23 protein-coding genes and 2 pseudogenes are annotated in these 25,232 nt (G+C 36.7%); 20 read left to right on the top strand and 5 right to left on the bottom strand.

Annotation, left to right across the window (positions count from 1 at the left end; all coding sequences use genetic code 11):
- The first annotated feature begins 22 nt into the window (after window positions 1-22).
- The 4 genes from ACQKMH_RS24310 (at window position 23) to ACQKMH_RS24295 (ending at window position 3,828) form a co-directional block, all read left to right on the top strand.
- Window positions 23-250 carry a sulfurtransferase TusA family protein gene (locus tag ACQKMH_RS24310; protein ID WP_230156581.1) on the top strand — a complete coding sequence of 76 codons (228 nt, stop codon included), beginning with the start codon at window positions 23-25 and terminating at the stop codon, window positions 248-250.
- Window positions 251-302: 52 nt separating this feature from the next.
- The gene (locus tag ACQKMH_RS24305; RefSeq protein ID WP_427589903.1) at window positions 303-1,082 is read left to right on the top strand and encodes a sulfite exporter TauE/SafE family protein; all 780 of its coding nucleotides are present in this window, start codon (window positions 303-305) and stop codon (window positions 1,080-1,082) included.
- A gap of 673 nt (window positions 1,083-1,755) precedes the next feature.
- On the top strand, window positions 1,756-3,144 hold the full coding sequence (locus tag ACQKMH_RS24300) for a M28 family peptidase (protein WP_427589902.1): 1,389 nt from the start codon (window positions 1,756-1,758) through the stop codon (window positions 3,142-3,144).
- Between the two features lie 477 nt (window positions 3,145-3,621).
- Window positions 3,622-3,828, top strand: coding sequence for a hypothetical protein (locus ACQKMH_RS24295; RefSeq protein ID WP_427589901.1), 207 nt, complete (start codon window positions 3,622-3,624; stop codon window positions 3,826-3,828).
- A gap of 69 nt (window positions 3,829-3,897) precedes the next feature.
- Here ACQKMH_RS24295 and ACQKMH_RS24290 read toward each other — a convergent pair whose 3' ends face one another.
- The gene (locus ACQKMH_RS24290) at window positions 3,898-4,380 is read right to left on the bottom strand and encodes a DUF456 domain-containing protein (RefSeq protein ID WP_427589900.1); all 483 of its coding nucleotides are present in this window, start codon (window positions 4,378-4,380) and stop codon (window positions 3,898-3,900) included.
- Window positions 4,381-4,715: 335 nt separating this feature from the next.
- Here ACQKMH_RS24290 and ACQKMH_RS24285 point away from each other — a divergent pair.
- Window positions 4,716-4,979 (top strand): annotated as a pseudogene (locus ACQKMH_RS24285) (CPCC family cysteine-rich protein).
- Between the two features lie 384 nt (window positions 4,980-5,363).
- On the opposite strand, the pseudogene ACQKMH_RS24280 reads toward ACQKMH_RS24285, so the two are convergent.
- Window positions 5,364-5,609, bottom strand: a pseudogene (locus ACQKMH_RS24280) (PRD domain-containing protein); the annotation flags it as partial.
- A 1,094-nt stretch (window positions 5,610-6,703) separates the two neighbouring features.
- Here ACQKMH_RS24280 and ACQKMH_RS24275 point away from each other — a divergent pair.
- The gene (locus ACQKMH_RS24275) at window positions 6,704-7,009 is read left to right on the top strand and encodes a hypothetical protein (RefSeq protein ID WP_427589899.1); all 306 of its coding nucleotides are present in this window, start codon (window positions 6,704-6,706) and stop codon (window positions 7,007-7,009) included.
- 828 nt (window positions 7,010-7,837) lie between these two features.
- Here ACQKMH_RS24275 and ACQKMH_RS24270 read toward each other — a convergent pair.
- On the bottom strand, window positions 7,838-8,596 hold the full coding sequence (locus ACQKMH_RS24270) for a GTP cyclohydrolase II (RefSeq protein WP_427589898.1): 759 nt from the start codon (window positions 8,594-8,596) through the stop codon (window positions 7,838-7,840).
- A 455-nt stretch (window positions 8,597-9,051) separates the two neighbouring features.
- Here ACQKMH_RS24270 and ACQKMH_RS24265 point away from each other — a divergent pair, with 455 nt between their 5' ends.
- From ACQKMH_RS24265 to ACQKMH_RS24220, 10 genes are all read left to right on the top strand, one after another.
- Window positions 9,052-9,951, top strand: coding sequence for an ABC transporter ATP-binding protein (locus tag ACQKMH_RS24265; RefSeq protein ID WP_427589897.1), 900 nt, complete (start codon window positions 9,052-9,054; stop codon window positions 9,949-9,951).
- Complete coding sequence (locus tag ACQKMH_RS24260) at window positions 9,944-11,194, top strand: ABC transporter permease (RefSeq protein WP_427589896.1); 1,251 nt, start codon at window positions 9,944-9,946, stop codon at window positions 11,192-11,194. The genes ACQKMH_RS24265 and ACQKMH_RS24260 overlap by 8 nt, the downstream gene beginning before the upstream one ends.
- 195 nt (window positions 11,195-11,389) lie before the next feature.
- Window positions 11,390-11,695 (top strand): hypothetical protein, encoded by a 306-nt coding sequence (locus ACQKMH_RS24255; protein ID WP_427589895.1) that lies wholly within the window; start codon window positions 11,390-11,392, stop codon window positions 11,693-11,695.
- Window positions 11,696-12,011: 316 nt separating this feature from the next.
- Window positions 12,012-13,259 (top strand): glycoside hydrolase family 5 protein, encoded by a 1,248-nt coding sequence (locus tag ACQKMH_RS24250; RefSeq protein ID WP_427589966.1) that lies wholly within the window; start codon window positions 12,012-12,014, stop codon window positions 13,257-13,259.
- Between the two features lie 83 nt (window positions 13,260-13,342).
- The gene (locus tag ACQKMH_RS24245; RefSeq protein WP_289324727.1) at window positions 13,343-13,990 is read left to right on the top strand and encodes a response regulator transcription factor; all 648 of its coding nucleotides are present in this window, start codon (window positions 13,343-13,345) and stop codon (window positions 13,988-13,990) included.
- Entirely contained in the window at window positions 13,974-15,365 is a 1,392-nt protein-coding gene (locus tag ACQKMH_RS24240; RefSeq protein WP_427589894.1) for a HAMP domain-containing sensor histidine kinase, read from the top strand. The genes ACQKMH_RS24245 and ACQKMH_RS24240 overlap by 17 nt, the downstream gene beginning before the upstream one ends.
- Window positions 15,366-15,482: 117 nt before the next feature.
- Window positions 15,483-16,367, top strand: a complete 885-nt coding sequence (locus ACQKMH_RS24235) for a glycoside hydrolase family 73 protein (RefSeq protein WP_427589893.1) — start codon at window positions 15,483-15,485, stop codon at window positions 16,365-16,367.
- A 205-nt stretch (window positions 16,368-16,572) separates the two neighbouring features.
- The gene (locus tag ACQKMH_RS24230; protein ID WP_427589892.1) at window positions 16,573-16,920 is read left to right on the top strand and encodes a metal-sensitive transcriptional regulator; all 348 of its coding nucleotides are present in this window, start codon (window positions 16,573-16,575) and stop codon (window positions 16,918-16,920) included.
- A gap of 14 nt (window positions 16,921-16,934) precedes the next feature.
- A complete protein-coding gene (gene copZ, locus ACQKMH_RS24225) occupies window positions 16,935-17,144 on the top strand; it encodes a copper chaperone CopZ (protein WP_427589891.1) in 210 nt (69 codons plus the stop codon).
- A 74-nt stretch (window positions 17,145-17,218) separates the two neighbouring features.
- A complete protein-coding gene (locus tag ACQKMH_RS24220) occupies window positions 17,219-19,633 on the top strand; it encodes a heavy metal translocating P-type ATPase (RefSeq protein ID WP_427589890.1) in 2,415 nt (804 codons plus the stop codon).
- 147 nt (window positions 19,634-19,780) lie between these two features.
- Here the strand turns inward: ACQKMH_RS24220 and ACQKMH_RS24215 are convergent, their stop codons facing one another.
- Window positions 19,781-20,320, bottom strand: a complete 540-nt coding sequence (locus ACQKMH_RS24215; protein ID WP_427589889.1) for a transcriptional regulator — start codon at window positions 20,318-20,320, stop codon at window positions 19,781-19,783.
- Between the two features lie 128 nt (window positions 20,321-20,448).
- Here ACQKMH_RS24215 and ACQKMH_RS24210 point away from each other — a divergent pair, with 128 nt between their 5' ends.
- The 3 genes from ACQKMH_RS24210 to ACQKMH_RS24200 are packed head-to-tail and all read left to right on the top strand — an operon-like array spanning window position 20,449 to window position 22,375.
- Window positions 20,449-20,688 carry a PLD nuclease N-terminal domain-containing protein gene (locus ACQKMH_RS24210; RefSeq protein ID WP_427589888.1) on the top strand — a complete coding sequence of 80 codons (240 nt, stop codon included), beginning with the start codon at window positions 20,449-20,451 and terminating at the stop codon, window positions 20,686-20,688.
- Window positions 20,685-21,590, top strand: coding sequence for an ATP-binding cassette domain-containing protein (locus ACQKMH_RS24205; protein ID WP_427589887.1), 906 nt, complete (start codon window positions 20,685-20,687; stop codon window positions 21,588-21,590). Before ACQKMH_RS24210 ends, ACQKMH_RS24205 begins: the two co-directional genes overlap by 4 nt.
- Window positions 21,587-22,375: an ABC transporter permease gene (locus ACQKMH_RS24200; RefSeq protein WP_427589886.1), complete on the top strand. Its 789-nt coding sequence runs from the start codon at window positions 21,587-21,589 to the stop codon at window positions 22,373-22,375. Before ACQKMH_RS24205 ends, ACQKMH_RS24200 begins: the two co-directional genes overlap by 4 nt.
- Before the next feature lie 116 nt (window positions 22,376-22,491).
- Here ACQKMH_RS24200 and ACQKMH_RS24195 read toward each other — a convergent pair whose 3' ends face one another.
- Complete coding sequence (locus ACQKMH_RS24195) at window positions 22,492-22,995, bottom strand: DinB family protein (protein ID WP_427589885.1); 504 nt, start codon at window positions 22,993-22,995, stop codon at window positions 22,492-22,494.
- A gap of 486 nt (window positions 22,996-23,481) precedes the next feature.
- On the opposite strand from ACQKMH_RS24195, the gene ACQKMH_RS24190 reads away from it, so the two are divergent.
- Window positions 23,482-24,633: an FtsW/RodA/SpoVE family cell cycle protein gene (locus tag ACQKMH_RS24190; protein ID WP_427589884.1), complete on the top strand. Its 1,152-nt coding sequence runs from the start codon at window positions 23,482-23,484 to the stop codon at window positions 24,631-24,633.
- Window positions 24,634-25,232 lie beyond the last annotated feature (599 nt).

Genomic DNA, 25,232 nt, shown 5'->3' with positions numbered 1-25,232 from the left:
AAGAAAATAGGAGAGATGTAATATGAATTCAGATAAAGTGTTAGATGCAAAGGGACTTGCTTGTCCAATGCCGATTGTAAAAACGAAAAAAGCGATGAATGATCTGCAAACAGGGCAAGTGCTGGAAATACATGTAACGGATAAAGGAGCTAAAGCCGACTTAGCGGCTTGGTCAAAATCCGGCGGCCATGAACTAGTGGAAACGACAGTAGAAAATGATATACTGAAATTTTGGATTAGAAAAGGCTGATAAAGAGAAGGGGACCTATTTAGGTGCCCTTCTTTTAAGGGAGAGACTTAAAATGGATATTACTTTTATCATTACCATCTTTTTAATTGGATTTATAGGTTCATACGTTTCTGGAATGCTTGGCATCGGCGGCTCGATAATAAATTATCCAATGCTTCTGTTTATCCCGCCAATCTTCGGGCTAGTAGCATTTAGTGCCCATGATGTGACAGGTATAAGTGCCGTACAAGTTTTATTTGCTTCTATCGGAGGTGTATGGAGCTATCGTAAGAGCGGACATTTAAATAAAACGCTCATTCTCTATATGGGAATCAGTGTTTTAATCGGAAGCGTGGCTGGAAGTTTTGGATCACAATCGATGACGGAAAACGGAGTCAATATCGTCTATGGCATTTTGGCGTTGATCGCGGCTGTCATGATGTTCATTCCGAAGAACGGAATAGATGACATTCCTTTGGAGTTAGTGACCTTTAACAAATGGCTTGCGGCCATCCTAGCCTTGATCGTTGGAATAGGCGCTGGTATTGTTGGAGCCGGAGGGAGCTTTTTATTAGTTCCCATCATGCTTATCGTTTTAAGGATTCCAACCAGGGTGACGATCGCATCTTCACTAGCCATCACTTTCATTTCATCGATTGGCGCAACAGCAGGAAAAATCTCAACAGGACAAGTCGATTACTACCCGGCATTGATCATGATTGTTGCTAGTTTAATTGCATCCCCGCTTGGGGTGATGACCGGAAAAAAAATGAATGTAAAAGTTCTGCAAGTCATACTCGCCCTACTGATTTTAGCGACGGCCGTTAAAACTTGGTTGGGAATCATATCTTGAGGCACTTCATTGACAGGGAAGGGGTCGTGGGTTCGAACCCCTCACAGGTCACTACAATAAAGCCTTGGTATTCTTGTGATATCAAGGTTTTTCTGTTGTTACAGGAGATTTAGTTTGAAGTAATACAGATGAATGGTGGCAAAAATTTGATAAGCTAAAAAGAGTTTTATTGTTTACACATTCACACAATTTTTTCTATTTTATTTCTTTAAAATCTAATATGTTGCAAAGTGTTCTGCTGCGTTTTCATCAGCGCTATCTAGTGCATGACCGTAAAGTCTAATGGAAAAATAAAATAATCATAAAGTTGAGGTTATAGGGAGATAACTTAATGTATATTTCAGAATTAAATGTGACTAATTTTAGGAATTTTAAAATATATTTGGTTTATGATTTGTCTCTCACTAAGATGTGAAGAGCCTTAAATTTAATAAGGGTCACAGAATGATCGAATTTTTTATAAAAGAATAAATTCAATTGAATAATATTAAGAGCGTATTTTGATTAAACTTTTTTCAAAACACGCTCTTTCTTTTTGTTCATTTACCAACTTATTAGTATGAGAGCGGGTGTCAGACACCGATTGATAGTTGGAATTTAAAGACTAACGACTCATTTACAAACTATTCAGTTAAATACATAATTAGGAAGATTATGAAGAAGGAGGGATTATATGTATAGAAAATCACTAACAGTACTATTAGCTGCGGGTATGGTTCTATCAACTGGTACAGTATTTGCACAAACAAACGGGGCAACAAATGCCCAATCTGACACAGCTTTTGATAACAAAGTTATCAAAAAAATTAGTGCGGACAATATGTATAATACGATTGCCTATCTATCAGAGCAACCGAGGGCTGCTGGTACAGAAGGGGAGCTCCGTGCAGTCAAATACATAGAAAGTCAGTTTAAGAGTCTTGGTTTTGAAACAAAGGTTCAGCCTTTTCCCATCTATGATACGGTGCAAAATGTAAAAGTGAAAATTGGTGACAGTGATTTAGGAGGAACACCGCGTGCCATCAGCGGCAGTATCAGCGGGAAGGTAACGGCCGAACTTGTTAATGTTGGAAAAGCAAAGCCAGAGGAAGTTGGAGAAAATGTATCTGGAAAAATTGCACTAGTTGAACGTGGGGACATTACCTTTGTTGAAAAGATTCAGAATGTCCTAAATAAAGGAGCGGTTGGCGTTTTAATGTACAACAACTCACCATCAGGAAATAATTTCGGACAAGTATCAGCGGGGCAAAATATACCTGCTGTAGCCATTACCCAAGCCCAAGGGTTAGAGTTGGTCGAACAGCTTAAGACTAAACAAATCACGTCCACTCTGGAAGTGGGAAAAGCTGAAAGAATCGAAAAGACATCCTACAATGTCATCGCTTCCCTAAAACCAAAAGCCAATAAGGATAATGGTCAAATCGTGACTGTTGGAGCCCATCATGATTCTGTCCCGGGCGGCCCTGGTGCAAACGATGATGCTTCGGGTGTATCAGCTGTTCTGGAACTGGCAAGGATCCTGGCCAAAACGCCAATTGATACTGAAATTCGCTTCCTCACGTTCGGATCTGAGGAAAGAGGGCTCGTTGGATCATCCTTCTATGCAGATTCCCTTCCCAAAGAGGACGTAGACCGCATGGTGGCTCACTTCCAAATGGATATGATAGGCGGACGTGATGCTGGCGAGGATAATCCTGCAGGTGGTTTGATTATGTATACCATTGATGGAATGAAAAACCTTGTGACGGACCTGGGTTCCTCAGCAGGGGCCAGAACGATGGATGTTGCGATTCCTTATGGACAGCTGGGCAGGAGTGACCACCAACCATTCCATGAGCTTGGCATTCCATCCGCCTTGTTTATCCATTCTCCTGTAGAGCCTTGGTATCACCAGCCTACAGATACACTGGATAAGATATCGAAAGAAAAATTGCAGCAAGCAGCTGAAATTGTCGGTGCCAGTGTGTATCAAATTGCCCGTCCGGAAACTCCGGCATTAACAAATGCACGTGTAGCTCCTGGCACGGTAGACTATGATTTTGATGACCGTCCGGTAGATTAAATACTTCATTGTACAGAATTACGAGATTAATAATGGATCTTGGAGAAAATCAGGAGGGCAGCTGTGTAGTTTACAGTTGCTCTCTTCTTTTTATCGGCCAGCGCCTCGTGCTTAATTTTTTCACTATTTCTAAGCTCTAAGTCTAGTGAAAATCCTATTTGAAATATGTAATAAAACATACATGCTTATCCAACTCCATTACCATTCCCACTGTAAATACTCAATATTATCAGTGTACCTCTCCAATACTACATCACAGAAATAATTTCAAGAATCAATAGATAGAAATCCAAAAACAGCTCAAACTTTAAAGGATGAGCTGTTTTTTTGAAATTTTAGGTTACAAACTAAATTCATTACGCTTTCTAAGTCTCAAGTAATATAGCCATGTTCTAACTGTGAATGAACCAAAGATAAAAATGAGAAATACAAACATAACCGTGTTCAGTAAACTCAAATTCGATCGGAAAAGAGGATTTGCTCGGAAGGTGGAAAGAATACGCGATTAATGGTCACGGAAATAATACAAAATTAAAAGAGCTGATTGAAGCTGACCCGCAACGAATACATACAATCAAATATACGATACTTCAGACTTTACAAAGAACACTAACCCAAAATGAAGTTCTTGGAGAAGAAGGCAAATACAAAAAGATAAACTTGGAACAAGAGCTAATGGCTTAAACTTAAATTGAATTGAAAAAGCTGACTGTTGAAAGTCAGCTTTTTCTTATTGTGGCCGTTGACAAATAATTAAAAAATTACCGCTAAAATAAACCAAACAATCATCAATAATTGAATGAATACTTTGGCTAAACTGCCGCCTAAAAAACCGATGATAGTTGCAAACCCAACTTTAGTAGCCTTCATTATATCTTTTTGAATGATATATTCCGTAACGAGGACTGCTAAAAATGGTACGAGAATAATTCCAAAAGGAGGGAAGATAAATGAACCAACAATCGTGGCAATAGCTGCTATTGTCTCGGATGTTTTCGATCCCCCATACTTTTTAACAAAATAACTATTTGCGATGATGTCGGCCGCGATTAATACACCGCTCAACACAATCATACTGATCCAGAACCATAAGGATAACTCATCGGAATTAATGAGGAATTGATAAACTGCAAATCCTCCCCAAATGGCAACAACCGAGGGAATAATAGGATAGACAATTCCTATAAAACTTAAAGCAAATAAGACAATCGTTAATCCCCACCATAAAATATCCAATCAAACTCCACCTTTTCATACTTACTTATCATATATCTACTAAATTATATTTCTAATTAGGGACAAAAACCATTTATTCTTTTTTTGTATATTCGAATCCCTCACAGGTCATCAACTACCAAAGGCTCAAATCCTTAATATCACAGGGGTTTGGGCCTTTTTTATTTTGTCTAACGGGATGCGTTTAGGTCAAAGTAAACTAACAGTGCATTAGTTGAGATCGGAGCTGTCTTTAAGGCAGCTTTTTCTTTATGTAACTAACCGAGGTAGGTTAGTTGAAGAATGATGATTAACTAAACTATAAAAAGAAAAACAAACAACTAAGAGGTGATTATATGAAATATACTTGTCCTTGCTGTGGATATAAAACATTAGATGAAGAACCTCCAGGAACGTATGAAATTTGTGAAATCTGTTTTTGGGAAGAGGATGGCTACCAATATGAATATCCAGATGATGATGGAGCCAATTATGTTTCCTTTAGAGAAGCACAACAAAATTTTTAAAAAATTGGGGCTAAAGGAGAAAGAAGTTTGCAGGATGTAAGAAATGCAAAAAAGTCAGATATAAAGGACCCAAATTGGAAACCGTTAGAGTGAGGGTATATATAGATTATTTTGTTCTTCAACTAATGGATGCGTTACTGGAATGCCAAGAGCTGATTAGCAGCTCTTTTTCTTATGGAACTATAGGGGCAGGTTAGTGGAAGAAGTAATAGATGAAAAACATGGTAAAAGGAGCTTGGATTTCCAAGCTCCGGTATTTATTAATATATAAACAACATATATTTTTTATTTTAAATTGTTTGCGAAATATTCTAACTATTTATTTGTGAATGTAAGTGTTCAATGGTCTTTAAAAATAGCGTTCTCTTGAGTCCGACTTAACAAAAAGGGCCACTTACCATGACTAAGCAAGCAGTCTAATTTAGTCTGAGTAACATTGCCAACTTAATAATGGATGTATTTAATATTATTCGTATTTCAACAAAGGTGATTATACGAAATTAATCTGTGAATATGGACAGCAAGATACGTAAGTTCATCATTCGGAATGGTTTTTCCATTCACCTGCTTGATATAATCCTTAATTTTAAAAGCGCCATCCATCGCCTGGGGATACAAGGTAGCGATCTGTTCAAAGAGTATATTGTCTTTTTCCTCTAGCATCGTATCTGCATAGTAACGTTCTACAAAGAATTTAACATGGGTGATAAATCGGGTATAATGACTGCTGTAGTCGGTGCATTTAGACATCTTCAACAAGGATGAGAATCCTTGTTGATAGTATTATTACACTATTTAGTTGTTTGATACCGAAAACTAAAGGCAATTTCTTTTACAATTGATCTCATTATTAACGATAAAATAAAGACTGCAAGTGGTTGTCCAAGTCGGTGAAAACTAACTGAGTGGCGGCCTTTTTATTTTTGCTCATTTCCCGCCATTTCCACTGACGAGAGTTGAGCTTAGTTTAGAGTTTATCTGTTAATTAATGTGCTAAAAAGGATCGTTAAGAACAAAGAATTTGTTATGCCGTTGAGTTTAAATTACCATGAAAATAACCTTCAGTAACTGATAAAAAAGACAATAAGAAGCCCCATCCCATTCCAAAATAATGGAACCAATAAAAATATTCTTTAACTAGTGAATCAATAGGCTTTTATTCAACTATATAAGTTCCTAAATAAAAGCGGTAAAAAATAATTTATTCCTTTTCGATTTGTGTAGACGGTGCGTACTAATGAGTTCATTCACCAAGTTTCATTATGTAGCTATAACTTGATTTTAAACAATTCTCGATATCCATAAACAACCAGTTATTTTTTTACCGCTGATGGTCATTATAAATAAAGAAGAAGGGGCTACTGATTACGTATGATTCACATCATATAGTAAAGAAGGTGTTAGTTAAAGACGTTTAACTTAACTACAGGTAGCTTCATTAAAAAATCGATTCGAGCAAGGAGATGGTTCTCTTGCACGTAAAAGCAGAAAACTCATTCAATAATTGTCATTTATGTTTTGAAAGTTGATAAAACTTTTAAGATATAGGGGATGGTTGCTTTGGATGGTAAACTCTAGTCAGATGCCAGTATTTACTCTAAAGTAGATGAGGTGTTTATCGCAGAGAATTTATGCTGATTCGAAATGAAGCAAACCCCTTTTTCAGACAGGGTGCAACTTTCCGTTGCATCCTGTTTTTATGTATTTTCTTGTTATCACTACGTAAGCCATTTTATTTTATCCCCTTACTTGTATATTTTTTAATTTTACCGTAACCTGTGCTGTTAAAAATAAAATCACCCAATAAGGAAAAGCAGATGGGTAACAAAGATGATAAAAAAATAATACACTATTATCGGAGAAGACATAAATCAAACAAGAAGGATGGGATCCTGATGGTTGATGAAAATATACAAAAAAACAAACGGGAACAATGGAAAAAGCAAGTTATGAATAATCTGAAGAGGGAAGCTGTCAAAAATATCATAGCAGGAATGGGAGACCTAGCAAGATTAGATGCTAAAGTCAATAATACTTACACTGTATACATCAAGGATGGAAAGGTGATAAAGCAACCTACAAATGGGAAGTGTGTTGTCATTAATGGAAAAATCCAAGGTTAACTGAGAAGGGTTAGGAAAAACATTAAGTGTTCTTTTTGGTAATTTAACTTTAGCTCTCTTCTATATCCAATTTCAATAAAGATATCATGACAAGAATTCACTGCGATTTGCCAGGACTGCTACAATTGTTATAGGGCGGATTCCCATTCCATTTGCGATCTTCGCTCCAGATATACTAAGCACGGTCTGCTTTGCTAGGGCATTAAGAACCACTCTAGCCGTCATTGTTGTTTTGCTGATTTATTTCCCGCGTTTTAGCAGTGGCCGAGGTGCAGTCTTGGGAATGCACTTTGCAGTAGTTACGACAACTGTCTGGTATCTATCGGTAATCCATTAGGAATAGAAAATATCTATATCGGTGCAATTACACCCTTAATTGTTATGCTGATTAACCATATCATCGGGAAGAATGATTGTGTTTTGCAAAACGATTCGAGCAGCATAAGCAAATAAGGAAGGGAAGGTCATCAAATTTGTAGCTATGTGGACATAGGATATATAACAACATATAGAAAGAGGGGAGATATTCCCTCTTTTTTTATTTATCCAAAAATCTGCGATTGAATTGAATGACATTGTGAGAAACTCAGTATTGAATACGTTTTTTGGAATAAATTCCTTTTTCAACAAATAGTTTGGTCGAATCGAAAATCTTTTGTTACTTTTTTATCAAATAATCTTTTAATAACACATTTGATTTCCATGACAAATGATTTTTTAAAGCATATTAACTGGATAATACATTCAACGATTCTTGTGGTTCTCCCGATTATTCCAACAATTCAAACCTATTCAGGGGTATAAACAATTTCATATAAAACAAACCAGTCATTCATTTTTATTATCTTTTAAATGACCGGAACGTACCACTTTAGTTTTTAAATATTTTTCATTAAACTCGGAAATATCTCCCCATAATGGAACTCTGCCTGCAACATTGGCACCTGACTTTTGAAGGGCTTCTAATTTTCTTGGATTGTTGGTGATGAGAGTCACTGGATTAGAGCGCAGGTTTTTTAATACTTGAATGGCGTCATCATAGTTACGTGCATCATCCACAAATCCAAGCTCCAAATTCGCTTCCACTGTATCCAATCCTTTTTCTTGCAGTACATAAGCCATGGCTTTACTAAATAATCCGATGCCTCTTCCTTCGTGATTGGCTAAATAAAATAAAGCACCAGTTCCTTGATTCGCAATCATTTTCATAGCATGCTTTAATTGAAAGCCACAATCACAGCGTTTGCTGCCAAATATATCGCCAGTATGACAAATACTATGCATCCGGATAAGTGCATCAGCTGAATGTTGAAAATCTCCATACAGTAACACACTGGATTGCTGCATTTCCGCTAAATTGGAAGAGGCTAAAGTTTCAATGATCTTTTCCATATTATAAGAGCCATCATTACAAAAATGACCTGCCATATTCTCACATGGTAACCAGCAATACCATTGGAATACAGTTGTTTCGCCATCTAAGTTAACAGGTAATTTGATGGGGCCAACTAAATAAATGGATTTTTCACCATTTTTAATAACGTTAATTTTATCTTCTAATATCAGCGCCACTTTTCCATTAATCATTTACTTCCTCCTGATGCTTCAAAATATTTAGTTTACTGTTTGGCAAAATATTATTTTGGACCATTTATTCTTTATAGTTCTGTTCATATTGTACCCAATCACTCTTTTGTGAATCTTTTGTTTTAAAAAAAGCAAAATCTCCAAATGTACAAATGGGAAAGGGGACATAAGGCTATTCAGTTTCGTGACATACTGGCTGTTAGGGGGAGGATGGAGACGTTACGGGAATGTGAATAACTCCATGTCATGCAATAAGAGGAGTATTTCTAAGATTCGCAGAAAAGTCTTATTGCAAATTTTGCATTTCTTTTAAAATGGTGGATAATGGAAATTTCTTTCTTGGAATTTGCATATAATCGTAGGAGAATAGGAGTGAGTTTTTTCTTGGTGATAGTTGAATTTGGAAAACATTTCCGATAATATAGATAAAGAATCATATAATAGGAGGTTGTCCATTGGCTTTACAAATCAAGGAAGTCACGAAAAAATTTGGGGATTTCACAGCTGTCAATCAGCTTGATTTAACGATCCCAGAGAAAGAAATGTTTGGGTTTTTAGGTGGGAACGGAGCGGGGAAAACGACCACGTTTCGAATGGTACTCGGCCTGCTTGACCCAACTGAAGGAGAAATAAGTTGGAATGGTAAGAAAATCGATTATACGAATAGCTCATTGATTGGTTATCTTCCGGAGGAACGGGGGCTATATCCTAAACTGAAGGTGCGCGATCAAATAGTGTATTTGGCTAGATTAAGAGGGATGAATAAACGGGATGCTTTGAAAGAGCTAGAGTATTGGTTAGACCGCTTTATGGTACCCGAGTACATCGATAAGCGAGTTGAAGAGCTTTCAAAGGGAAATCAGCAAAAAATCCAGCTGATCGCTTCCATGATACATAAACCAGAATTGCTTATTCTTGACGAACCATTTAGCGGGCTGGATCCGGTTAATGTGGAAATTCTGAAGAAAGCGGTCATCGACTTAAGGGACGGCGGGACGACAATCGTTTTCTCGAGCCATCGCATGGAGCATGTTGAGGAAATGTGTGAGCATTTATGCATCATGCATAAAGGTTCCCCGGTTGTGGCTGGAAAATTAAAAGAAATTAAACGTTCTTTTGGTAAAAAGAATGTGTCGATTAAAGCTGATTTTGATTTATCTTTCTTGGATAGCTATCCTGGTGTAACAAAAGTTAAGAACACGATGGAAGGGAAAATCCTTCAAGTCACTGGTGAAGATGTAGCCGAGACCATGATTCGTGATCTTGTTCCGAGAGGGTTCGTTCGGAAATTCGAATTGGAAGAACCTTCGCTGACTGATATTTTCATTGAAAAAGTAGGTGCAGTCTATGAATAAATTTTGGATTGTTCTTTCCCATACATATCTATCAAAATTAAAAACGAAATCCTTTATCATTTCTACAATCATTATGATGGCCTTGATTCTTGTTCTTTCGAATATTTCGAAGCTTATTGATACTTTCGATAGTAATGATCAGGTAAAGGTTGCCGTTATCGATCAAACTGAAAATCGCTTATTTGCTCCTTATAAAAATGCGGTAGCAAGTGTGAACGGAGATCTCTCGGTAATCTCTGCCAAGGATGAAAAGGAAGCGGAGGAAATGATTAGCGCTGAAGAAATCGTTGGGTATCTGTTAATCGAAAACGATGACAGCGTCGGCTTCAAGGGAACGTATAAAGCGAATCAAATTTCAGATTCCATGGTAAGCAATGATTTGCTTCTCGCACTTACCCAATTGAAAGGTCAAATAACGGCGAAGGAATTGAAATTGACAGAGCAGCAAATCGCTCGATTGAATACACCGCCAGCCTTTGAAACGGTTGCGCTCCAGAAGAATGCCAAAACGGAAGAAGATCTTAATCAAGCACGCGGTCTCGTGTATGTGCTCTTATTCGTCATTTACTTCGGTGTATTGATGTATGCAACGATGATTGCAATGGAAGTAGCCACTGAAAAAACATCACGAGTCATGGAAATCCTGATTTCAAGTGTCCCGCCAGTCACGCAGATGTTTGCCAAAATAATGGGGGTAGCTTTGCTTAGTCTTACTCAAATGATTTTATTTTTTGGAGTGGGCTATTTCTCGATTAAACAAAACCTGAAAGGTATGAATGAAGGATTCTTTTCATTTTTTGGTTTCGGCAACATCAATATCTCCACGATCATTTATGCGATCATTTTCGCATTGCTTGGCTATCTTCTGTACGCGACTCTTGCGGCATGCCTTGGGTCCGTTGTCAGCAAAATTGAAGATGTCCAGCAAATGATTTCACCGATGACCATGTTGGTGGTCATTGCCTTTATGATTGCGATGTTTGGACTGGGTAATCCTTCAGCCAGTTATATTACGATTACCTCTTTCATTCCATTTTTCACGCCAATGATCATGTTCCTACGCGTAGGCATGCTCGATGTCCCATTTTGGGAAATCGCCATCAGCATTGCAGTATTGATCTTAACCATTGTTTTACTTGGAATAATCGGAGCAAAAATCTATCGTGGTGGAGTCTTGATGTATGGAAGCTCAAAATCACTGAAAAGCATCAAGAATGCATTGCAATTATCAAAGAAACATTAACATGAAACCTGGATCCTTCATTGCCTTTTGGAGGTATTCAGGTTTTTTTAAAAAGATGTGCTTATATTCAGCAGTAAACAAAGTGAATGATTAATAAATATTATGGGATAAATGAAAAAGGATTGAAAAGGAACATATATATAAGTGAACACATCTAAAATATTCCATTTATACAACCACGATTAGGAGTGAATTATGATGAGCAATCTGGTAACTTTGACGATAGCATCAGAAGCGTTTCTCTTACTATCCTTTATCATTATGATTTTATCAACAAGGAACCCGAAATTGAATGTTCTCTTGGTCATCCTGCTCATCATTGGAGGTGCACCACTTCTATATTTAGCCATAGATCACGTGAAAAGCGATTATATGGATGCAAATATTGGATTGGGCCTGGCCTTTATGTTTACCTGGATCTATAGCGTGGTAGCTTTTATCATTGCCATCATCCTTTTAGTGAAAAAGAAAAGGAATCATAATAGTTCAAACGGACTGTAAGCATCACATTTTGTCATTTTAACTCAAAATGAACATACAAAACGCAGAGGATACATGAAAAAATGTATCCCCTGCGTTTTTTTTATGTTTTCGAGAAGCAAAAATTCAATGTGGAATTGTTTCTTACTATATAGGAACCTATCTTAAATGATGTCCTGTAAGCGAAGGAAATCATTCTTTTTTGTTCAATATTCATTGTGACATTCCTGTAACAAACGTTTTCTACAATACATTTGAGTGGTGAACTTGAAAAAAATAAAGACTAGGGGAGAACTACATGAAGACATTTAAAATTTTGATTTCCTTTATATTGACAATGATGGCATTATTCGTATCTGGATGCAGTACGATGATTCCGAAGGAAGAGGAGGAGCTAGAACTAATAGCTGACGACACCTCTAGTGGTAAAGTAGGGTTTTGGGATGAACAGAAAAGAGGAACGAATTTCATGAATTCCAAATCCTTGCCTGAAAACTATAAAGCAGCCAATGAGTTTAATATTGAATTTATTCGTTTGGCTCCCGATAAATGGGCAAAAGACTATGACTTTTTGTTTAATGACCAGCCTGATGATCATCCTAAAAGAGATTTTTTAATGGGAAACGCAGATGAATACAAAGGTATTGATGAGGAAGATTTTTCTAAATTGAAGGCAGATTTGGATGCTGCGTATGAACGTGGATCTAAGGTTGTTTTGACAGTACTCAGTCTTCCAGGAAACCGGTGGAGACAGTTTAACAATTATGAAAACGATGATCGCATTTGGAAAGATTTTAGATATCATCAACAATCCGCTTTATTCTGGAGAGATCTTGCACAGAGATTAAAAGATCATCCGGCTGTGGTAGGTTATAACTTGATTAATGAACCACATCCCGAAACAGCTACAGGATTCAATGATTTTTGGACAGGGGATTATAGGGAGTGGTATAACAATGTAGAACATACAGCAGCAGATTTAAATGAATTGTATAAAACAATTGTACATTCTGTTCGAACTGTGGATAAAGAAACACCGATTATTCTTAATTCGGGTCTTTATGCCACGCCATGGGCATTTGAATATTTAAAACCAATTAAGGATGATAAGGTTTTATATGCGTTCCATATGTATGAGCCATATGAAATGACTAGTCAAAATAAAAGAAAAGGCTTTAAATATAAATACCCTGGTCCCGTGAGAGTTGGAGAACAGCAAACAGTGAAAACATTTGATAAAAGTGCCTTAAAGGAATTTTTAGAACCTGTTAGGAAGTGGGCAAAAGAAAATAATATACCAGATAATCGAATTATTGCCGAAGAATTTGGTATTAATCGTAGAGTTGAAGGCTCTGACAGGTATATTGAAGACTTAATTTCAGTTTTCAATGAATATGGGTGGCATTGGGCCTTTTATGCATTCCGTGAAGATACTTGGGAGGGGATGGATTATCAACTCGGGAACCAGGCGCCTAACTGGAAATACTGGGAGGCGTTAGATCATGGAGAAAAGCCAAACCGTGAAGAAATAGAAATAAATAATCCGATTTGGAATGTGCTGAAAAAGGAATTAATGGGGAAATAACTTCTATTTGTAATAAAACATAAAAAGAAAGTGAAGTCTTATATTAAGGTTTCACTTTTTTGGATGTATAAGGAGAGTTTTCAATGAACATTTTGATAGCTGATGATGAAAAACGGTTGACAGTCATATTGAAGACTTATTTCGAGAAAGAAGGATTTAATGTGTATGTTGCTTATGATGGTGATGAGGCTTTGAACCTCTTCTTTTCTAATAAAATCGATTTGGTTGTGTTGGATTGGATGATGCCGAAATTAAACGGAATGGAAGTCTGTTCTGAAATAAAGAAAGTGAGCTTGGTGAAAGTAGTGATGCTGACAGCTAGATCATCTAATGATGATGAATTCAGTGCACTAGATATTGGAGCCGATGAGTATATACGAAAACCATTTGATCCGCGAATATTGATTCTTAGGGTGAAAAAGATGCTTGGTATGGAAAAAATAGTAGGGATCAGGGATTTGAAAATCGACTTGCTTAGACTGAAGGTATATAAAAATGGTAATGAAGTAATCCTTTACAAAAAAGAATTTGAGTTGTTGGCATTTTTATATAAAAATAAGGGGCAAATATTGTCCAGGGATACTTTGTTATCAATGGTATGGGGGATGAGTTATATCGGGGAAGAAAGAACAGTCGACACGCATATTAATAGATTGAGGGATAAGATTGGGGCTCACAACATTCTCACTCATAGGGGATTGGGGTATAGCTTCCATGATAAAGAGCAATAAAATAAGCACTAAATTATTATCCATGGTCAGTATAATAATGGTTATCGTTTTCGGTATATCTTATTTATTAAACAACTATTTTTTGCCTGATTATTATTTGTATAAAATGAAGCAAAAACTCACATCAACTTATGATGAAATAAATGATTTGAGTATCAATAAATTAATGGAAATTGAAAATTCCACTGAAATTACTAACAATGTAACAATCGTTATCATCGAAAATAAAAGTAATATCGATGAACTGAATGAGCTAATGCAATTTAGCCTATACAAAGAAAAAATTCCATTGAATAAGTTTTGGATAACGGAAGATACAATAAAAAAGGTTAACGAGGGTAAGACAGTTAAACAGTTATATAATCAAGGGAAGATAAAGTCAAGCTTTCTGACTTTATTGTATGAACAGGAGGGGCATCTTGTTTTAATCGGTACAGTTGTCGTTCATAATACCGATGCACTGAAAATTATCAATCAATTAAATTTTTACTCCATAGTTTTCGGAATCATCATTATCTTATTGTTAGTCGCTTATTATTCTAAAAAAATCATTACACCATTAGAAAAACTACAAAGTGTGGCAAAAGATATTGCCAATTTGAACTTTAAACAAGTAAATATAAAGTCGGGAGATGAAATAGAGGAATTATCTCACAGTATCAATGATATGAGCACTCGCTTAAAAAATGCCCATTTCCAATTAGAAATGAAAAATCAAAATTTAAATACATTGGTATCAAACATATCCCATGAAGTAAAAACACCATTATCATTAATTCAAGCCTATACAATAGGCATAAAGGATGGCCTAGATGATGGCACATATACAAATGTTATCTTAGAACAAGTGAAAAATACATCTGATATGGTAGATCATTTAATTATGCTTGCTAAAGTGCAAGCCGTGGATGCCAGCAAAGAAACGTTCGATTTAAGAGAGTTTCTCCAACAGATAATTAAACATTATAAAATCTTATCGAATAATAAAGGCATAGAAGTTCGCGATCACCTAGTATCAGCTGAAAAATGTTTCGTAAAAGCAGATAAAAGTCAAATGGAAATTGTATTTAACAACCTTATTAGCAACGCCATTAAGTATGGGGAAGAAGACTTTTTTGTCATAACATTGGAGAATGATTTTGACGGCAGTTTGAAATTCGAAATAAAAAATAAAACAACAATAGTAAAAGAAGAACATTTGCAAAATATATGGGATTCTTTTTATGTGATAGAAGAATCGAGAAATAAAGAAATTTCTGGAACGGGATTGGGCTTGGCAATAGTAGCCAATATATTGGCTAAAAATGATTTAAAATATGAAGTTACTTTAAACGAGATGAACATTCATTTTACGATATGGTTTGAAACACAGTAGGGCATCACCACATTGGTGATGCTTTTTTTGTCATACTGTTGTGACATATGAAAGGTACTATATTAATCAGAGATGGACTTTCGATGTTCCAAATAAGGGATGAAAAGGGGAAGAAAAGTGAAACGAGCAAGATTAGGGAAAATTATTATTTTTGCATTGATATTGATAGGAGCTCTGAATGTTATAAAATTATTTGATATTAACTCAATTTCTACAGAAAAAATGAAAGAAATTCAAAATGTTGTTGATGAGACAAGTATTGGGAAAATACAAGTGAACTGGAAAGACGTTGCTGCGATAGCGAGTGTGGAATATGCACTAGACGCAATGACAAAGCAAGAAATAGAAAAGACGGCAAATCTGTTTATTGAGAAGAAGAAAAATCAATATCGATTGAAAGAGGTTGATGAAGTGATTGAAGCGTTAGCTTATAGTGAAAAACAAAAAAAAGAAGTCAATGCATATTTGAAATATTTAAATGATGAGACTAGCTCAAATATAGAAAATAATGATAGCGTGCAAGTGACTTTCATTTCCAGCATAAAAGAGGGGGCCATTGATAATTATAAAGAAAATGGTATTCTTCCTTCTATTACAATAGCACAAGCTATATTGGAATCCGGTTGGGGAAAATCAGAGTTGTCTGTGAAGTATAACAATATATTTGGGATAAAAAGTTATAACTGGGATGGCAAGTCGGCAAATATTAGTACGAGAGAATTTCATGAAGAGAATATTCAAGCTGACTTTAGAGTGTATGATACGATTTCCGATTCTCTCCAAGATCATGCAGCTTTTTTAACTAAAAATCCCCGATATGAAAAGAATGGTTTATTTTCTGCTAAAACTTATACGGAACAGGCGACAGCATTACAAGAAGCAGGGTATAGTACAATAGAAAATGAAGCGGGCGAGAAAATATATAGTAAGTTATTAATAGAATTGATTAGGCAGTATCAATTACAATTAATTGATAGTGAAGCCCAACTTGGTTATGGTTAATGTTTTAATAAAAATGTATGGATGAACCGCTACTCACCTGTCCCTTATAATGTGAAAGTGAGCTTAGTTGCTAGGCCATATAGTAAGGCCAAATCCTAACGAAATGAATAAAGAACTAAAATTGTAGTAAATACTGAACATAAATCACTTTCTTTGCATAGGGTAGGAGGGTATGGTATATTAATTAATGAGGAGGGGATGGGCAATGGATGAATTGATAAACGGGCAAGGTTGTACTAATGATAAAGAATGCTGTTCGACCTCTTCCCACGGCCGAACGAGTCATCACTCAGAAGCAGTTAAAAAGAATTTAACGACCCGATTAAATCGTATTGAAGGTCAAATACGCGGTATTAAGGGTCTTATTGAAAAAGATACGTATTGTGATGATGTGATTACCCAAATAGCTGCTACACAAAGTGCAATGAATAGTGTGGCCAAGATTTTATTAGAGGGCCATCTAAAAAATTGTGTGGTAGAACGGCTGAATGATGGGGATACAGCGGTCATAGATGAAGTGCTTGTAACGATACAAAAATTAATGAAAAAATAAAGGAGTAGTGTGTTATGGAAAATGTAATATTGAATGTAAGTGGAATGTCTTGTGGTCATTGTGTGAATGCCGTTGAAGGAAATGTAGGAAAGCTGTCAGGTGTGGAAAGTGTAAAAGTTCATTTGGATGCAGGAAAAGTAGATGTAGCGTTTGATAAAGAAAAAGTATCACTTGAAAAAATAAAAGAAACAATAGATGATCAAGGATACGATGTCGAGTATTGATGAGGGTGCTTCCAAAAGCACTTCTTTTTTACAAAGAATTATACCCCATATAGGTATAAAAAGGCGGGGATGATATGAGTAACCATATTAAAGAAACAAGTATGCAAATTTCAGGTATGACTTGTGCTGCATGTGCATCAAGGATTGAAAAAGGGTTAAACAAAATGGAAGGCGTTGAAGAAGCGACCGTTAATTTGGCCCTTGAGAAATCAGTCATCAAATATGATGCAGAAAAATTAAGCAACCAGGACTTTGAAAAAAAGATTCAAGACCTTGGCTACGATGTCGTAAAAGAGAAAAAGGAATTTACCATTACGGGTATGACCTGCGCTGCCTGTGCAACGCGAATTGAAAAAGGGCTAAATAAGTTGGATGGAGTGAGCAATGCTAATGTGAATCTGGCTCTCGAAAATGCGACCGTTGAATATGATCCCACCGAAGTCTCACCAGTTGACATTATTCAAAAAGTGGAGAAACTGGGATATGGGGCGATCATCAAGGAAGATAATATGGAATCAGTGGATTTCCGTCAAAAGGAAATTCAAAGACAAAAGAATAAATTCATTTTTTCCGCCATTTTATCTTTTCCATTGCTATGGGCGATGGTAAGCCATTTTAGTTTTACTTCGTTTATCTATATGCCTGATTTCCTCATGAATCCATGGGTGCAAATGGCCCTTGCCACTCCTGTACAATTCATCATCGGAAAGCAGTTTTATGTAGGTGCTTATAAAGCCTTGAAAAATAAAAGTGCCAATATGGATGTATTAGTCGCAATGGGGACATCCGCTGCTTATTTTTACAGTGTCTATCAGGCATTCATCTCGATCGGAATGCACCACCATATAGCACAGCTTTATTTTGAAACAAGTTCCATTCTTATCACCCTCATTCTATTAGGGAAGCTTTTTGAAGCAAAAGCAAAAGGACGTTCCTCCGAGGCAATCAAAAAATTGATGGGCCTTCAAGCCAAAACGGCATTAGTGTTAAGGAATGGAGAAGAAAGGGAAATACCTCTTGAAGAGGTCATCGTAGGTGATATGGTTTTGGTGAAGCCAGGTGAAAAAATTCCTGTCGATGGAGAAGTGGTCGAAGGGAACTCCGCCGTTGATGAATCCATGTTAACGGGTGAGAGCATTCCGGTTGATAAAGCAATCGGTGATAATGTGATTGGATCAACATTAAATAAAAATGGTTTTCTCAAAATGAAAGCGACAAAAATCGGTAAGAATACGGCTCTTTCTCAAATCATCAAGGTCGTCGAAGATGCTCAAGGTTCTAAAGCTCCGATTCAACGGCTTGCAGACCAAATTTCTGGAGTTTTCGTTCCCATCGTTGTCGGTATCGCCCTTTTAACTTTTCTCGTTTGGATGATATGGGTTAACCCTGGACAATTCACACCAGCTTTGGAAGCGATGATTGCCGTTCTTGTCATAGCTTGTCCATGTGCCCTGGGTTTGGCCACCCCCACATCCATCATGGCGGGATCGGGGCGAGCTGCCGAATTCGGTATTTTATTTAAAGGCGGGGAACACTTGGAGACCACTCACCATATTGATACGGTCATTTTGGATAAAACGGGAACGGTTACGAATGGTACCCCTGTTTTGACAGATGTCCTTATCGAGAATGGAATGGATGAAGTCCAGTTTCTATCTCTTATCGGTGCAGCTGAAAAACAATCGGAGCATCCCCTTGCCCAATCGATCGTAAAAGGAATTCAATCAAGGCAAATAACACTTGCCACGGTTGGGGAGTTTGAAGCGATTCCTGGTTATGGGGTGAGGGCTATAGTGGATGAAAAAGTGTTATTAGTTGGAACGCGTAAATTGATGAAGCAAAATCACGTGGAAATTACAAAGGCGCTAAGCAAGATGGAAGAGCTTGAAGAGCAAGGGAAAACTGCAATGCTTGCAAGCATTGATGGTGAATATGTCGGCCTCATTGCTGTTGCCGATACGATTAAAGATACCTCACTTACAGCGATTAAAAGGTTAAAAGCGATGAATATCCAGGTCATCATGATAACGGGGGATAATCAAAGGACAGCAAATGCCATCGGAAATCAAGTGGGCATCGACCAAGTGATTGCAGAAGTTCTTCCTGAAGGGAAAGCGGAAGAAGTGAAAAAACTTCAGGCTTCCGGTAAAAAAGTGGCAATGGTCGGGGATGGGATAAATGATGCACCCGCGCTTGCGCTGGCTGATATTGGAATGGCTATTGGAACCGGGACGGACGTAGCCATGGAAGCTGCGGATATCACTTTAATTCGCGGTGATTTAAACAGCATTGCAGATGCAATCCTCATGAGCAGGAATACGATGCGCAATATCAAGCAAAACCTGTTCTGGGCCTTTGCCTATAACGTAATCGGAATCCCGATTGCGGCAATCGGGCTCCTTGCCCCGTGGTTAGCAGGTGCTGCCATGGCTTTCAGTTCTGTTTCAGTCGTATTGAATGCACTTCGCCTACAAAAGGTAAAGCTCTAAAAACCATGTAAATATAATATAAAGGCATTGGTACTGGTATCAATGCCTTTATCTACTTGCATTTGGTTCCTTGATTTCACGGGGTTTACTTAGAAGAATGAATCATTGACACGTGTCACCTAAACAAGAGCGAAAATAGGGTGCAAATTAAGTATCTGGAATGATCGTAACAGCGATTGTCCGAACGGGAGCATTTTTTCCTTTGCCCGAGGCATGATAGTATTTAGTCATTAATTCGTTTAATTCATGTTGAAATTGGATAAAGTGATCTCCATCTAGCTTTAATTCCACTAAGGAAAAAGTTGCACCGTCATCCTTGCCGTTTTGTTCTTCCAATTTCTTAAGATAACTTTGGTATTGAGTCATAAGGGATAATTGATAATAGGAAACATAATCAAGCTTCTTCTCAGAAGAGGCTTTTTTCCATTCTTCTATACTGATTTTAGCTTCCATTTCATTTAAAGCGTAATATTTTTCGGAAACGGATTTCACCTTTTTTTCTTTAATAACTCGAATGATGCCTGCATCCAACATGACTTGTATATGTCTATATAGTGTTGCCTGTGGTACGTCTTCAATGATTTTTACCATTTCCAAGGGGGTTAAACCGTTTTCATTGTTCCTCATAAGTACTTGAGAAATTTTCATTCTTACCGGGTGCATTAAAACTTCAACTTTATTGATCATAAAGTTCTCCTTGTTTGTCGTATTTTTATTCTTATTATAAATAATGAGAATGGGTATTGCAATGCTCTCTCTTTGAAGTTATTATTATCATTATCAATACTGATAATGAAATAAAGGGGAGTGAAAAAATGAAACTGCACTATGGGCTTGATGATCTAAAAGATATTGATTTTATGGCCTTTATCCCGATAATATTGCCGTTTTTAGCAGTAGGTCTATTATTGGTATCCATTGCATTAATTGATTTGTACAGACATAGAAACACAAGGGAAAACGTCCTCATCTGGACATTTGTTATACTTTTTGTCAATACAATTGGTCCAATCCTGTACCTAGTTATAGGGCGAAAGGATAGTGATAGATCATGAAACTAGAAATCCTGAATGTGACGAAGGCATTTAAAGGAAAAGTCGCTGTCGATAATTTCTCGATGGAACTGGAATCGGGAGAATGTGTCGGTTTAATCGGACCGAATGGAGCTGGGAAATCCACGTTATTAAAAGTGATTTCAGATATAACCGATCCAAACGCAGGTGAAGTTTTGCTAAATGGCCAAGAAATATCGAAAATGAAAAGTGAAATTGGCTACCTGCCACAGTATCCTAATTTTTTTCATTGGATGACAGCGAAAGAAACGCTTACTTTCATGGGGCAACTATCTGGTTTGAAAAAGGAAGAATTAACAAAAACAATACCCGAGATTTTAGCTAAAGTTGGTCTTCGTGGTGAAGAAAATTCTAAAGTTGGCACATATTCCGGCGGGATGAAACAAAGACTCGGCATCGCCCAAGCATTGCTGCATAAGCCTTCGCTTATTGTCATGGATGAACCTGTTTCCGCATTGGATCCAGTTGGCCGAAGAGAAGTGCTTAACTTGATCGGAGAAATAAAAAAAGAAACGACAATTTTATTATCCACCCATATATTGGGCGATGCCGAAGAGATATGCGAACGATTTGTCATTATAAAAGATGGAATAAAAATAGAAGATACGACGATCTCCAACCTCTTAAACCGCAATGGCAAAAATAAGCTATGCGTTGAAATTACAGCGAAAGATCAAAAGTGGGTTGAGATTGTAAAAAAATTACCTTATGTGAAGGAAGTCGAGGTCATTGGGCGTAAAGTCAACATAAAGGTTGAAAACATCAAAAAAAACAAAAATATGTTACTGGAAAATGCACTTGAGAATAATGTGGACATTGTAAAATTCGATATGAATAACGATACTCTGGAAGATATTTTCTTGAAAATGGTGGTCGGGAAATGAAAAAGTTTATTGTACTGCTAAAAAAAGAATATGTACAAATGGTACGGGATATTAAGGTTATTTGGCTGCCTGTTGTTTTCGTATTTTTAGGGATAACACAGCCGATAGTAACTCATTACCTGCCATCCATTTTGAAAGCATTGGGCGGTGGTCAAGGAATTACCATTGATCAGAGTATGACTTCCCAAAGAGGGGGGGAAGTACTAGCCAGTACGTTAGGGTCTCAATTTGATCAGCTTGGACTTATGATTCTTGTAATCTCAATGATGGGTATTATACAAACAGACAAAGCAAATGGCATGTTGGCGTTTATTCTAACTAGGCCTGTTACGGTTATTTCTTATATAGCTGGAAAAATCGTATCACATTATTTGATAGCGGCTTTCAGTGTAGCAATTGGATACTTTGCTTCTTATCTATATGCAAATTACCTTTTTACAAATGTTCCATTTTCACATATGATATCTGCACTTTTATTATATCTTGTTTGGATTCTTTTTATCGTCACTTTCACAACGATGATCAGTACTATTTTTAACAGCCAGGGTGTTATTGCGTTAATTTCGATTATTTTTCTCATAGGCTGCAGAATCATTGTTGGTTTAAGTCCGGTTATCGATTTTATAAATTCAGCAAGCATGAGCAAGCATGCCATGACTGTACTCATCACAGGTACAATAAGTTCCAATGCAATAGCTAACTTACTTGTAACGCTATTCTGGATTGTGCTCATGCTCTTTGTAACGAATTATTGGATTGCCAATAAAAAATTCAATCATGAATAAAGCAATACTTAGTGAATGAAAACACCTATTGATTTACCATTCTATACAAATAAAAGCCGATAATTCTTAGGGATCATCGGCACTCTTCCTGAATTTTCAGGGGTGCTGCACAGAGCTTATTTTAAACAGAAAAATACATAATCTGTCGGTACACCACGCTCGCCTTGTTGATGGAGCATCGCTGACACATTACCCCGATGATAGGTACCATGATTCACTACATGATGGATGAGGTCGGCAAGTACAAACTCACAAGCACCCATTTTGGGGTGTTCGGCTACTATGGTCCGTTCGAGATCAGGCTCCAAGGCAAGAAAATTGTCATATTCTTTATAAAGTTCATCATAGCAGGATTCAAGTCCAGTTATTGAGATTCCACGCACTTCTTCCCGCCGCTGCTCTACTTTCCTAAAAGTATCTTGAATGGTGCTACCTTTCATGATCTCCAGCCATGTAATATCCGTAGCGTAAAGATGAACCAAGACGTCCCTAATGGATGAAAAAACACTTTTCATCGTATCACCATAAACTCCATCCGGTAATTGTTTTACGTGTTGGAACACTTGAGTATTAGCCCAAACATGATAATCAAACATTTTCTTTGCTCGGTTCTTTTCCATTTCCTCACTCCTTTACCTTAACCCTTTCGACAAAACAAAATTCAAACAATACCTTTCTAAGGTGGTTTGTAATCTGGTTAAATATGGATATTGATGAGTTTCGATTAGTAACTTGTGAACAAAAAATCGTGGATTTTGAGCGAATACTCGTGAATTTATGAATACCCACTTTTGCCAATAAAGACTTATTTTTAATCATTTTTTTATTTAATCCAGCCAACAACCACGTTTGTTTTTGACTGCCACTATATTGAGTCCGATTATTAGAGGTAATTTCAGCATTGATATTTATGCAAAAAATAGAAAAGATAAAACAAATGCACTAAAAAATGGTAACATTTAAATGGTGATTTGTTTTGGATAGGAGGTGTGATGAAAAGAAACATCCCTGTAGTGAAATAGATAGAATGAGAATGTAAGGTAAAAGGTTAAAAGAATGATATAGGTGGCTACGTACGAAAAAAATTGGAAAGATTCGGTGATATTGTGAATAAACGAAAAAGTTATTTTGATTCTAATCTAGCTATGTTAATCATCATTCTGATGGTTTTCAGCAGCGTTAGTTTATACAGTGCCCAAAAATACGCACAGCTTGATATAGATTATTTCCAGCAGCAAATTGTCTGGTTTGTTATAAGTGGTCTGATTGTGCTGGCCATTTTTTATTTTGATTTTGAGACGATCAAGAGACTGACTCCGTATATATACTCATTTGGTATTTTCCTGCTTTTATTCGTTTTATTAGGTCCCAAGAGTATTGCCCCAGTCCGGAAGGGGGCAAAATCTTGGATTGAAATTCCAGGGTTAGGCTCCATACAACCATCCGAGTTCATGAAAATATTTTTGATATTGATGTTGTCCTATATACTGACTAAACATATTGACAAGTTTCCAGTAGGGGACATAGGCACCGATTGTAAACTATTATTAAAAATGGGACTGATAGCAGCTTTACCAATTGGTTTAACGCTACTGCAAAATGACTTTGGTACTTCTCTGGTAATGGCCGTCATCACGATGGGAATCGTTTTAGTATCGGGGATCAATTGGAAGATGATAGCATCTGTAGTTGCTTTAGTGGTCAGTATCGTATGTTCGTTGGTAGTCACCTACTTGTATGATCCTGATCTATTATTGAATTTACTAGATGGCTATCAACTGGATAGGATTAATTCTTGGCTGGATCCATTTAGTCATGGCCAAGGAATCGGTTATCAATTGAAGCAATCCATATTGGCGATCGGTTCAGGTATGACGGAAGGGAAAGGCTTCAATCAAAGCAATGTATATATACCTGAAGCACATACCGATTTTATATTTACGATAGTTGCTGAAGAATTTGGGTTCATTGGAGCGAGTTTGCTAATTTCCCTCTATTTCTTCATTATTTATAAAATCGTTGCAACTGCACTGAATTCTTCCTTTTTCGAATCCTTTATTTGTGTGGGAGTCATCTCCTTCTTGACCTTCCATATATTTCAAAATATCGGAATGGTCATCGGTCTAATACCAATCACAGGAATTCCGCTGCCATTAATGAGCTATGGAGGGAGCTCGGTGATGGCTACGATGATGGGACTTGGCTTGGTATTGAATGTTTCATTGAAAAAAAAGGATTATATGTTTTCGAATGAGTGACAAAAATATTCAAAGAATCCCTGCAAATCTTTATGCGATTCTTGCAGGGTGTATTTAAAAGACGATAAAAATGAACGAATTTAGAAAGAGTAGAGTAGCCTAAAACTAAAAAGGATGGTTAGAACTATGATCTTTTCACACTAACTCTAGCCGGGATTGTAATGTTAGCAACAAGACCAAGCATTGCTTGGTCTTGTTTTTTTATAAAAAAACAAGATATTGCTTAACAAAAAGTATGAAAGTATTTACATGTAGGAGGAAATGAGACATTTAAAAATTATTAGTAGTCTCATAATATGTAGTGTCTTTGATGACGTCTATGTGAACCAGTCAAAGAATCGTCTGTCTATAAAAAAACTACTTCTTCCTTAAAAAAATCACGACCGAGACTTATTCCCAGTTTGAATGAACTCATAAAATTCCACCGCTTATAAAAGAGGTAATGATAATTTGAATAATGATTCTTAAGACCTTTATTTTTTATATATTTTTATAAAAATAAACTAAATATAGATATATTTTCATATGAATGTTAATATAAAATGGTAGTTAATACCTAATCGCGGAAAGGGGAGATTATATAAACAGATACTGAAATC

The sequence above is a fragment of the Peribacillus sp. NPDC097895 genome, assembly GCF_050277555.1.
Taxonomy (GTDB): Bacteria; Bacillota; Bacilli; order Bacillales; family DSM-1321; genus Peribacillus.
This window is presented reverse-complemented; position numbering and strand designations above follow the sequence as displayed.

What these genes read in the sequence shown, in the direction of transcription:
- ACQKMH_RS24230 (WP_427589892.1), top strand. Translation starts at nt 16,573, where the DNA reads ATGGATGAATTGATAAACGGGCAAGGTTGTACTAATGATAAAGAATGC.
- ACQKMH_RS24270 (WP_427589898.1), bottom strand. Translation starts at nt 8,596, where the DNA reads ATGATTAATGGAAAAGTGGCGCTGATATTAGAAGATAAAATTAACGTT.
- ACQKMH_RS24240 (WP_427589894.1), top strand. Translation starts at nt 13,974, where the DNA reads ATGATAAAGAGCAATAAAATAAGCACTAAATTATTATCCATGGTCAGT.
- copZ (WP_427589891.1), top strand. Translation starts at nt 16,935, where the DNA reads ATGGAAAATGTAATATTGAATGTAAGTGGAATGTCTTGTGGTCATTGT.
- ACQKMH_RS24310 (WP_230156581.1), top strand. Translation starts at nt 23, where the DNA reads ATGAATTCAGATAAAGTGTTAGATGCAAAGGGACTTGCTTGTCCAATG.
- ACQKMH_RS24205 (WP_427589887.1), top strand. Translation starts at nt 20,685, where the DNA reads ATGAAACTAGAAATCCTGAATGTGACGAAGGCATTTAAAGGAAAAGTC.
- ACQKMH_RS24250 (WP_427589966.1), top strand. Translation starts at nt 12,012, where the DNA reads ATGATGGCATTATTCGTATCTGGATGCAGTACGATGATTCCGAAGGAA.
- ACQKMH_RS24195 (WP_427589885.1), bottom strand. Translation starts at nt 22,995, where the DNA reads ATGGAAAAGAACCGAGCAAAGAAAATGTTTGATTATCATGTTTGGGCT.
- ACQKMH_RS24300 (WP_427589902.1), top strand. Translation starts at nt 1,756, where the DNA reads ATGTATAGAAAATCACTAACAGTACTATTAGCTGCGGGTATGGTTCTA.
- ACQKMH_RS24210 (WP_427589888.1), top strand. Translation starts at nt 20,449, where the DNA reads ATGAAACTGCACTATGGGCTTGATGATCTAAAAGATATTGATTTTATG.
- ACQKMH_RS24255 (WP_427589895.1), top strand. Translation starts at nt 11,390, where the DNA reads ATGATGAGCAATCTGGTAACTTTGACGATAGCATCAGAAGCGTTTCTC.
- ACQKMH_RS24275 (WP_427589899.1), top strand. Translation starts at nt 6,704, where the DNA reads ATGGGTAACAAAGATGATAAAAAAATAATACACTATTATCGGAGAAGA.
- ACQKMH_RS24305 (WP_427589903.1), top strand. Translation starts at nt 303, where the DNA reads ATGGATATTACTTTTATCATTACCATCTTTTTAATTGGATTTATAGGT.
- ACQKMH_RS24200 (WP_427589886.1), top strand. Translation starts at nt 21,587, where the DNA reads ATGAAAAAGTTTATTGTACTGCTAAAAAAAGAATATGTACAAATGGTA.
- ACQKMH_RS24215 (WP_427589889.1), bottom strand. Translation starts at nt 20,320, where the DNA reads ATGATCAATAAAGTTGAAGTTTTAATGCACCCGGTAAGAATGAAAATT.
- ACQKMH_RS24260 (WP_427589896.1), top strand. Translation starts at nt 9,944, where the DNA reads ATGAATAAATTTTGGATTGTTCTTTCCCATACATATCTATCAAAATTA.
- ACQKMH_RS24245 (WP_289324727.1), top strand. Translation starts at nt 13,343, where the DNA reads ATGAACATTTTGATAGCTGATGATGAAAAACGGTTGACAGTCATATTG.
- ACQKMH_RS24220 (WP_427589890.1), top strand. Translation starts at nt 17,219, where the DNA reads ATGAGTAACCATATTAAAGAAACAAGTATGCAAATTTCAGGTATGACT.